8 protein-coding genes are annotated in these 9,939 nt (G+C 57.8%); 3 read left to right on the top strand and 5 right to left on the bottom strand.

Going from position 1 to position 9,939, the window contains the following annotated elements; genetic code table 11:
- The first annotated feature begins 59 nt into the window (after window positions 1-59).
- The gene (locus AC1DSG_RS22275; protein ID WP_477792813.1) at window positions 60-3,095 is read left to right on the top strand and encodes a multidrug efflux RND transporter permease subunit; all 3,036 of its coding nucleotides are present in this window, start codon (window positions 60-62) and stop codon (window positions 3,093-3,095) included.
- 111 nt (window positions 3,096-3,206) lie between these two features.
- Here AC1DSG_RS22275 and AC1DSG_RS22270 read toward each other — a convergent pair whose 3' ends face one another.
- From AC1DSG_RS22270 to colR, 5 genes are all read right to left on the bottom strand, one after another.
- The gene (locus AC1DSG_RS22270; RefSeq protein ID WP_477792812.1) at window positions 3,207-3,434 is read right to left on the bottom strand and encodes a hypothetical protein; all 228 of its coding nucleotides are present in this window, start codon (window positions 3,432-3,434) and stop codon (window positions 3,207-3,209) included.
- Window positions 3,435-3,436: 2 nt separating this feature from the next.
- Window positions 3,437-4,150 carry a lipopolysaccharide kinase InaA family protein gene (locus AC1DSG_RS22265; protein WP_477792811.1) on the bottom strand — a complete coding sequence of 238 codons (714 nt, stop codon included), beginning with the start codon at window positions 4,148-4,150 and terminating at the stop codon, window positions 3,437-3,439.
- A 4-nt stretch (window positions 4,151-4,154) separates the two neighbouring features.
- Window positions 4,155-4,823, bottom strand: coding sequence for a class I SAM-dependent methyltransferase (locus AC1DSG_RS22260; RefSeq protein WP_477792810.1), 669 nt, complete (start codon window positions 4,821-4,823; stop codon window positions 4,155-4,157).
- A gap of 158 nt (window positions 4,824-4,981) precedes the next feature.
- Window positions 4,982-6,265, bottom strand: a complete 1,284-nt coding sequence (locus AC1DSG_RS22255) for a sensor histidine kinase (RefSeq protein ID WP_477792809.1) — start codon at window positions 6,263-6,265, stop codon at window positions 4,982-4,984.
- Complete coding sequence (gene colR, locus AC1DSG_RS22250) at window positions 6,255-6,938, bottom strand: two-component system response regulator ColR (protein WP_007948597.1); 684 nt, start codon at window positions 6,936-6,938, stop codon at window positions 6,255-6,257. Before colR ends, AC1DSG_RS22255 begins: the two co-directional genes overlap by 11 nt.
- A gap of 204 nt (window positions 6,939-7,142) precedes the next feature.
- On the opposite strand from colR, the gene AC1DSG_RS22245 reads away from it, so the two are divergent.
- Both AC1DSG_RS22245 and AC1DSG_RS22240 read left to right on the top strand, forming a co-directional pair.
- Window positions 7,143-9,092: an LTA synthase family protein gene (locus AC1DSG_RS22245; protein WP_477792808.1), complete on the top strand. Its 1,950-nt coding sequence runs from the start codon at window positions 7,143-7,145 to the stop codon at window positions 9,090-9,092.
- 54 nt (window positions 9,093-9,146) lie between these two features.
- Entirely contained in the window at window positions 9,147-9,890 is a 744-nt protein-coding gene (locus AC1DSG_RS22240; RefSeq protein WP_477792807.1) for a phosphatase PAP2 family protein, read from the top strand.
- Window positions 9,891-9,939: the final 49 nt, after the last annotated feature.

Raw genomic sequence — 9,939 nt, 5'->3', positions numbered from 1 at the left:
CGACAAGACCCTAGCCGAGAAGAACAGTCAGCCGCGCGCGGACTGATCAAGGAATCCCCATGGCTTTTACCGACCCGTTCATCCGCCGCCCGGTCCTCGCGACCGTGGTCAGCCTGTTGATAGTGCTACTGGGCTTTCAGGCCTGGAGCAAACTGCCGCTGCGCCAATACCCGGTCATGGAAAACGCCCTGATCACGGTGACGACCGCGTACCCCGGGGCCAACGCCGAAACCATTCAGGGCTACATCACCCAACCGATGCAGCAGAGTCTGGCCAGTGCCGAAGGTATTGACTACATGACATCGGTCAGTCGCCAGAACTTCTCGGTGATCTCGATTTACGCTCGAATTGGCGCCAACTCAGATCGTTTGTTCACCGAACTGCTGGCCAAAGCCAACGAGGTGAAGAACCAACTGCCCCAGGACTCCGAAGACCCGGTACTGAGCAAGGAATCGGCCGACGCCTCGGCGCTGATGTACATCAGTTACTTCAGCAAGGAACTGAGCAACCCGCAGATCACCGATTACCTGTCGCGGGTCATTCAGCCGAAACTGGCGACCCTGCCGGGCATGGCCGAAGCCGAGATCCTCGGCAATCAGGTGTTTGCCATGCGCCTTTGGCTGGACCCGGTGAAGCTCGCCGGTTTCGGCTTGAGTGCCAGCGACGTGACCAACGCAGTACGCCGGTACAACTTCCTGTCCGCCGCCGGCGAGGTGAAAGGCGAGTACGTGGTGACCAGCATCAACGCCAACACCGAGCTCAAATCCGCCGAGGCCTTTGCGGCGATTCCCCTGAAGATCGATGGCGACAGCCGGGTGCTGTTGCGTGATGTCGCGCGGGTGGAAATGGGCGCGGAGAACTACGACACCATCAGCTCCTTCGGCGGCACGCCTTCGGTATACATCGGCATCAAGGCCACGCCCGGCGCCAACCCGCTGGACGTGATCAAGGAAGTGCGCAAGATCATGCCGGACCTGGATGCCCAGTTGCCGCCCAACCTCAAAGGTGAAATAGCCTACGACGCCACACTGTTCATCCAGGCCTCGATCGACGAAGTGGTGAAAACCCTGTTCGAGGCGGTGCTGATCGTGATTGTGGTGGTGTTCCTGTTCCTCGGCGCCTTTCGCTCGGTGCTCATCCCGGTGGTCACGATCCCGTTGTCGATGATCGGCGTGATGTTCTTCATGCAAATGATGGGGTACTCGATCAACCTGCTGACGCTGCTGGCGATGGTCCTGGCCATTGGCCTGGTGGTGGATGACGCCATCGTAGTGGTGGAAAACATTCACCGGCACATTGAGGAAGGCAAGACGCCTTTTGACGCGGCCATCGAAGGCGCCCGGGAAATCGCCATGCCGGTGGTGTCCATGACCATCACCCTGGCGGCGGTCTACGCGCCGATTGGCTTCCTGACCGGGCTGACGGGAGCGTTGTTCAAGGAGTTTGCCCTGACACTGGCTGGAGCGGTGGTGATCTCCGGGGTCATTGCACTGACCCTGTCACCGATGATGTGCGCGCTGCTGTTGCGTCACGATGAAAACCCCAGCGGCCTGGCTCATCGCCTGGACATGATTTTCGAAAGCCTCAAGCGCCGCTATCAGAGCATGCTCCACGGCACCCTCAACACTCGGCCGGTGGTGCTGGTGTTCGCGGTCATTGTGCTGTGCCTGATTCCGGTGCTGCTCAAGTTCACCAAGTCGGAACTGGCGCCGGACGAGGACCAGGGCATCATTTTCATGTTGGCCAACGCCCCGCAACCGACCAACCTCAACTACCTGAACACCTACACCGACGAGTTCATCTCGATCTTCAAGGCATTTCCCGAGTATTACTCTTCGTTCCAGATCAACGGTTTCAACGGTGTGCAATCGGGGATCGGCGGCTTCTTGCTCAAGCCGTGGAACCAGCGCGAGCGCACTCAAATGCAGATCCTCCCCGAGGTCCAGGCAAAACTGGAAAGCATCCCGGGGTTGCAGGTTTTCGGTTTCAACCTGCCCTCCCTGCCCGGCACCGGCCAAGGGCTGCCGTTTCAGTTCGTCATCAATACGGCCAATGATTACGRGTTGCTGCTGCAAGTGATGGACCGGGTGAAAAAGCGTGCCATGGAGTCCGGCAAGTTCGCCTTCGTCGACGTCGACCTGGCCTTCGACAAACCGGAAGTGGTGGTGGATATCGACCGGGCCAAAGCCGCGCAGATGGGTGTGTCGATGCAAGACCTGGGCGGAACGCTGGCGACCTTGCTGGGTGAGGCGGAAATCAACCGGTTCACCATCGAGGGTCGCAGTTACAAGGTCATTGCGCAGGTTGAGCGCCCGTTCCGGGATAACCCGGACTGGCTCAACAATTACTACGTGAAGAACACCCAAGGCGAATTGTTAGCCCTGTCGACCCTGATCACCGTAACCGACCGTGCCCGACCGCGGCAGTTGAACCAGTTCCAGCAACTCAACTCGGCCATCCTTTCCGGGGTCCCGCTGGTCAGCATGGGGGAAGCCATCGATGTCGTGCGGCAGATCGCCCGGGAGGAAGCCCCGGCGGGCTTCGCCGTCGACTATGCGGGCGCATCGCGGCAATACGTTCAGGAAGGCAGCGCGCTGTGGGTGACCTTCGCCCTGGCACTGGCGATCATCTTCCTGGTACTGGCCGCGCAGTTTGAAAGCTTTCGCGACCCGCTGGTGATTCTGGTGACCGTACCGCTGTCGATTTGCGGTGCGTTGATCCCGCTGTTCCTCGGCTGGTCGAGCATGAATATCTACACCCAGGTCGGGCTGGTAACGCTGATCGGGCTGATCAGCAAGCACGGGATTCTGATCGTCGAGTTTGCCAACCTGCTGCGCAAGGAAAAAGGCCTGACAGCCCGAGAAGCGGTGGAGGAAGCGGCGGCCATTCGGCTTCGCCCTGTCTTGATGACCACGGCAGCGATGGTGTTTGGCATGGTGCCCTTGATCATCGCCACGGGCGCGGGCGCGGTGAGCCGGTTTGATATCGGGACGGTGATTGCCACAGGGATGTCGATAGGTACGCTGTTTACGCTGTTTGTATTGCCATGCATCTACACATTGCTGGCTAAACCCGACATCAAACATCACCCATAACCCCTGTGGGAGCGAGCCTGCTCGCTCCCACATTTGATCAGCGTCATGGACTGGAAATCGGATACAAAAAGGCCTCGCAATGCGAGGCCTTTTATTTGAGCTTCAAACGGGTCAACCTTGCGGCTTTATTCCCTGAGCAAGTCCGAACATGAGCAATAACAGATCATTGTCGGGTTGCGCTGCCACGGAGGCTTTGATGGCTCGTGGAACTGGACAGTGAGTTTCGCTGCTCACTGAACTGAGGACTTGCGTGCGAGGCTGCTCCCAGGCAGCCACCGCCAATGAAGCAACTGTCAAGGCTCCTATCAGAAACAAACCTCGTGCAATTTCGAGTTTCATCGCTATAAACCTTTGATAGCGCTGCCAAACGCCGTCTCATAAAAGTAGACGAGTTTTTTCCAATCCGTAGCGCTGAACGACGAGTGGCGACGCAATTGCTTCATGTCATGAACAGCCGCCTGAGAGGCTGTCATACGTTGTCGGCACTTCTCCAGGTCGATCAAGGCGATTTCCACTTTGGCCGACTCGCCTTCACCGCTGACCCGCAGGAACACGTGCTTGCTGTAGAGGCAGCTGTGCTGCCAACGCCCCTTGTGCATGCGGGCAAGGTTCTCGGCCAGCTCCTTCAACACACGATCATTCACCGCTTCGCCATGACGCTCAAGACCACCACCGGCGTACCAGTGATCGACTTCCTCGAAGCCATCCAGCGACTTGGTCACCAGCAATGCGCGCCATTTATGCACCGGGTCGCGCTGTGCGCCGCAGAAAACGATGTCAGGAACACCCACGTCGAGCATGCGCAGGCCGATGTAAGCATCTTGCTCACGCAACACGGTCGGTCGACCAAACGGGTGCAACCAGCTGCGATAGATATGGCCGGTTTGACGCTTGGCATAGAGCAGTTGTCCATCGCTGGCCGTGACKCGCTGCACGCCACTCTCTCCGCCACGGCGAACGTTGGGTTCTTCTACCCACTCACCGTGCTGATTCCAGAAATAGTCGAAGCGATCCTGGGGAGCGACTTCCTTTTCTGCTGCACATTGCACTGCCATCCTGTTACCTCTTGCGTAATACGTAAACGCGCCACATGGCGTAGAGCGGTATAAAGTCCAGTTTGTCCTGGATACGGAAACCCGCCTGCTCAAACTCCTTTTCCACCGTTGCAGCCGGTAACACAAAGCGGTTTTGGTAACCTTCCTGCTCACGCCGTGCTTCTGAACGCTTGCGTTTCCAAGCCTTGAAATTCCCGTCCACCCATAACGAAATGATCACGCTGTCACGGGAGACACGCTCGAATTCGCGCAGAATCGCCAGTCGATGCTCGGCTTCACCGATGTGGTGCAGCAAACGCATGCAGAAAATGCTGTCGACGGCATTATTAGGCAAGGCGATGTCGAAGGCAGAAGTGTGCAAGGGTTGTACCCGTTTGACCACGTCAGCGGGTTGCGCCTGCATGGCAATCTTCACCATCGGCTCAGAGTTGTCGGCACCGATGATCGCACGATTGCCTTTTTCCGCCAGCATTGGCCAAAAACGTCCGGCACCGCATGGCAAATCGAGCACCAGCCCAGGTTCGCCGGCCAGCTTTAGCGCCTTGCGCGCCAGCTGTACTTCACGCCAGTGGGACAACTTGCGATCGAATCCATCCTGATGCTTGCGCAGGTAGCGTTGAGCGTGTTGTTCGTCGTACTTTTCGGAAAAATCAAGTTTGATCGGACCGTCCATCAAGCTCACCTGAAATGCTGATGAAATCAACCTTATGGGGTTTGGTGTCAGTGTCAGGTCATGCATTTGTGAAAATATCGTTGAGGAAAACCCTGAACTATTTCAGGATTTTACGGGGCTTTAACGATAACTCATGGAATCCCACCGTGACCATTTAATCAACGGGCACTCGACGCCTGTAACTCGACCTGAAAACGACAGCCATTGGGCTCCATTGTCGTCAGGCTGACAGTCCAGCCCTGGTTCTCACAAATCCGCTGCACCAGCGACAACCCCAGACCAAGGCCCTCACCGCGTTTTTCGGAACCCCGCACGAAAGGTTCGAACATCGCTTCGCGTTTTTCCTCAGGAATACCCACACCACTGTCCTCGACCAAAAAACCCGTGGCCGTGAGGGTCAGACGAATGAATCCGCGTTCGGTGTAATGCAGGGCGTTGCGCAGCAGGTTGCCCATTACCGCGTGCAAGAGGGTTGCGTTGTAATTGCCGAGTGGAGGGGGACCCGGCTCGAAAATCAGCGTCAGCCCCTTCATTTCGATGGGTTCTCGCCACAGATTCAGCAGCCCGTCAGCGACCTGGTTCAGATTCTGCTGTGGCGACATGCTGGCGTCTTCACGCTGTGCTCGGGCCAGCATCAGGAAGGTTTGTACCAGCTCTCGCATTTCTTCGCAGGCCCGGGCAATGCGCTCGACCTGGGCCCGGCCGCGCTGATCGATACCAGGATTTTCCAGCAGCAGCTCACAGGAACTGGCCAGCACCATCAATGGCGTTCGCAGTTCGTGGCTGACGTCACTGGTAAACAGCCGCTCGCGGTTCAATGCCTGGCGCAAGCGCCCAAGGGTGGCGTCAAAGGCAACAGCCAGCTCGCCCACTTCGTCGGCGGCATAATCGGGCGCCAGGGGCGGCGCCAGACCTAACAACTGATCGCGATGACGCACCTGGCGGGCCAGACGGACCACCGGCGCCATGACTTTGCGCGCCAGGACCCAACCGAGAAATACCGCCAGCGCCAGGCTCAGTACGAAGCCCGTTAACACCACGGCAAACAGCACCCGTTCACGCTCTTCGAAATCACTTTGATCCTGAAGCAAAACATACCGCCGGCCGTCGACGATTTCGACCATGGCGTGATACGACAAATGATCGCGAAAAACCTCGTGAAACCCCGATTCCAGGTTGCGCAAATCCTTGGGCAGTTCGAAATCGCCTGCCCCACCACTGAAGTAAAACAGCTGGTCGGGCTCGGGACGGTGGCTCCAGTCCGACAGGCTGTCCATCAGCAACAGACGGTTCAAGTCGCCGCCCAGACCGGCTGAAATCAGTTTTTCTTCCACCACGTGCACGGTTGCCACAATGCCCATGGCAAAGGCGCCAGCCACCAGCGCACTCATCAGCGCAAAGGCGATGATGATCCGTTGAGCAAGGCTCTGCTTAAACTCCATCACGGCCCTCGGCCAGGCGATAACCTACACCGTGAACGGTTTGCAGCAATGGCTTGGCGAACGGTTTGTCGATGACCTGACGCAGTTGATGGACGTGGCTGCGCAGGCTGTCACTGTCCGGGCAGTCGTCGCCCCACAGCGCCTCTTCGAGTATTTCGCGGCGCAGCACATGCGGGCTTTTCTGCATCAGCACGGCCAGCAGTTTCAGCCCCACCGGGTTGAGCTTCAGCAGTCGGCCTTCGCGGGTCACTTCCAGGGTATCGAGGTCATAGGCCAGATCGCCGACCTGCAATGTACGACGACCGCCACCTTGAGTGCGGCGCATCACCGCCTCGATCCGCGCAGCCAATTCAGACAGGGCAAAAGGTTTGATCAGGTAATCATCAGCACCGGACTTGAAACCCTGCAGCCGGTCATCCAGTTGATCGCGGGCGGTGAGCATGATGACCGGCGTATCGCGGCGGGCGTCTTCGCGCAGGCGTTTGCACAGGGTGTAACCATCGATGCCAGGCAGCATGATGTCGAGCACGATCAAGTCGTAATGCTCGGTGGCCGCCAGGTGCAGGCCGGACAGACCGTCTTGTGCGCAATCCACGGTGTAGCCTTTGAGGCCCAGATAATCAGCCAGATTGGCCAGGATATCGCGGTTGTCTTCAACCAATAGAATTCGCATGGGCACTCCTCCGTACACAGTAACGGCCGTCTTGGCCCGCGCAGCTTAAGGCCAAGTGTGGCTCAGGGCTAGGGTTGCAGGCAGGAGGAATCAATTCGCTCAACCAAATGATAGAGTTAACACCTTTTTCACTATGGGTTCACACCCTGACTACAGCGGTCGGGTGAAGCTCCCGCGTAACTGATAATAAGGAATGTACACAACATGGACTTCTTCAAGACCGCACCCATGCGCTTGCTCCTGCTGGTCACTGGCGCCTGGCTGGCCATTTTCTTTCTGACCCGAACGGTTCTGTTGCTCACTCATCTGGACGAGGCCGGCAGCGGCTTCCTGTCAGTGTTCGGCATCGGCTTGATTTACGACCTGGGCTTTATTGTCTATGCGGCACTGCCAATGGGCCTCTACTTGCTGCTGTGCCCACCGGCCTTGTGGCGTCGGCGCGGTCATCGCTGGTTTCTTCAGGGCCTGCTGACAGTCAGCCTGTTCGCCATGCTCTTCACCGCAGTGGCCGAGTGGCTGTTCTGGGATGAATTTGGTGTGCGCTTCAATTTCATCGCCGTCGACTACCTGGTGTATTCCGACGAAGTGCTGAACAACCTGCTCGAGTCCTATCCGATCGGCAAGCTGCTGAGCCTGCTCGCGGTTCTGGCAGTGGGCTTAAGCTTCGTATTACGCAAACCTTTCAATGCAGCGATGTACGCCCCGCTGCCACCCTTGCGCGGGCGCCTGTTGAATGCCTTGGGGTTATTGATTGTTGCTGGTTTTAGCCTGCAATTGCTCAGCCAGGACTCGCCTCGCGCACAAGGTGGCAACGCCTACCAAAACGAGCTGGCAAGCAACGGTCCATACCAGTTTTTTGCAGCGTTCCGTAACAACGAACTGGACTACCCGCAGTTTTACAGCACCCTGCCGAGCGACGTTGTCGCACAGCAGATTCGGGCCGAGCTAAGTGAACCGAATGCGCGCTTCATCGGTACCGACCCGCAAGACATCCGCCGGGACATTGATAACCCCGGCACCCTGCGCAAACCCAATATCATATTGGTGACCATCGAAAGCTTTAGCGCCAAATACATGGGCAGCAATGGCAACCCGCGCGACCTGACACCCAACCTCGATGCCCTGCGCAAACAGAGCCTGTACTTCAACAACTTCTACGCCACCGGCACCCGTACTGATCGCGGCCTGGAAGCCATCACCCTGGCCATCCCGCCGACACCAGGGCGTTCAATCGTCAAGCGCGTAGGGCGCGAGAGCGGTTTCGCCAGTCTCGGCCAACAACTCAACGCCGTGGGTTACGACAGCGTGTTCGTTTACGGTGGACGTGGTTACTTCGACAACATGAACGCGTTTTTCAGCGGTAATGGTTATCGCGTAGTCGACCAGAGCAGCGTCGATGAAGCAGAGATTCACTTCAAGAATGCCTGGGGCATGGCCGACGAAGATCTGTATACGCAGACGCTGAAACTGGCTGACGCCGACTATGCGAAGCAACAGCCGTTTCTGCTGCAACTGATGACCACGTCCAACCACCGCCCTTACACCTATCCTGATAATCGGATCGACATCAAATCCGGTGATGGCCGTGACGGTGCAGTGAAGTACACCGACTACGCCATTGGTCAGTTCCTTGATCAGGCGCGCAAAAAGCCGTGGTTTAACAATACAATCTTTGTATTCGTCGCCGACCACACCGCTGGTAGCGCCGGTAAGGAAGACTTGCCGATCAGTAACTATCAGATTCCGCTGTTCATTTATGCACCGAAGTTGATCGAAGCCCGCGAGACCGCACAACTGGCCAGCCAGATCGACCTCGCCCCCACTTTACTGGGCTTGCTGAATCTGGATTATGAATCGACGTTCTTTGGTCGCAACCTGTTGCAGGACAATCCGCTACCGCCGCGAGTGGTGGTTGGCAATTATCAACACCTGGGGTTGTTTGATGGCAAGGATCTGGCGATCCTTAGCCCGCGCCAAGGGTTGCGTCGACATGATGACGCGCTGACAGACAGCCGTGAGTCCCGTGCCACCGCCAACGATCCATTGATCACCCGTGCGATTACCTATTACCAAACGGCCAGTTATGGCTTCAAGCAACAACTGCTTGGCTGGAAGGCGTCCAAGGAGGGGGCCGGCCAAGTCAGCCAACATTAACCGAATCGCCCCAGGCTGATGCCCCGGGGCTTGTTCCTTTGTTCAGGATCCACCATGTCATCAACCGTTGCCCGTCCTGCCTCTCGCCCACTCAATTTCTGGGTGTGCCTGGGTGTCCCCGCCGTCGCTGCGATCATTCTGGTGCTGCTCGAACTGACCTCCCTGGACATGGACCTTGCCAAGCTGTTCTACGATCCAGTGGCAGGGGACTTCATCGGTCGCCACAGTTACTTCCTGGAAGACATCCTGCATGACCGCGCCAAGCAGTTAGTCATCGCGTTCTCGGTATTAGCCGTCCTCGGCTTCATCGGCTCGTTTTTCATGACCCGGCTCAAGCCGTTCAAACGGGAACTGGGCTGCCTGGTGCTGTCTCTGGGTCTGGCAACCTCCTTTGTCACTCCGATGAAAGCGGTGACGGCAGTGCAATGCCCCTGGAGCCTTGAGCAATTCGGCGGCCACGAGACCTACAGCGAATTATTGAGCCCTCGTCCGCACACGGATAAACCTGGCCGTTGCTGGCCTGGCGGACATGCCGCCACCGGTTTCACGCTGTTTGCCCTGTTCTTCGTGTTGCGCGACCGTCGCCCGCRCATGGCTCGCGCGGCGTTTGTCTTTGCCTTCGCCTTGGGCTCGGTGTTCTCGATTGGCCGGATGATGCAGGGGGCGCACTTCTTTTCGCACAACTTATGGACAGCGGTTTTCTGCTGGCTGATTTGCCTGGGATCGTATTACTACGTTCTGTACCGACCGGCTTCCAAGGTTGAGTCGGCGGCCAAGGCGAAAGCTGTCAGCGCCTGAACTGGCGCCATCGCGGGCAAGCCACGCTCCCACAGGAACGCGCTAAACC

It is taken from the genome of Pseudomonas sp. P5_A12 (assembly GCF_056400685.1).
Note: the sequence above shows the minus strand (reverse complement) of the source record. Positions and strands in the feature narration are given on the sequence as shown.

Bases quoted from the DNA above. Each gene is read 5' to 3' on its own strand.
- AC1DSG_RS22270 (WP_477792812.1), bottom strand. From the start codon at position 3,434: ATGAAACTCGAAATTGCACGAGGTTTGTTTCTGATAGGAGCCTTGACA.
- AC1DSG_RS22260 (WP_477792810.1), bottom strand. From the start codon at position 4,823: ATGGACGGTCCGATCAAACTTGATTTTTCCGAAAAGTACGACGAACAA.
- AC1DSG_RS22255 (WP_477792809.1), bottom strand. From the start codon at position 6,265: ATGGAGTTTAAGCAGAGCCTTGCTCAACGGATCATCATCGCCTTTGCG.
- colR (WP_007948597.1), bottom strand. From the start codon at position 6,938: ATGCGAATTCTATTGGTTGAAGACAACCGCGATATCCTGGCCAATCTG.
- AC1DSG_RS22245 (WP_477792808.1), top strand. From the start codon at position 7,143: ATGGACTTCTTCAAGACCGCACCCATGCGCTTGCTCCTGCTGGTCACT.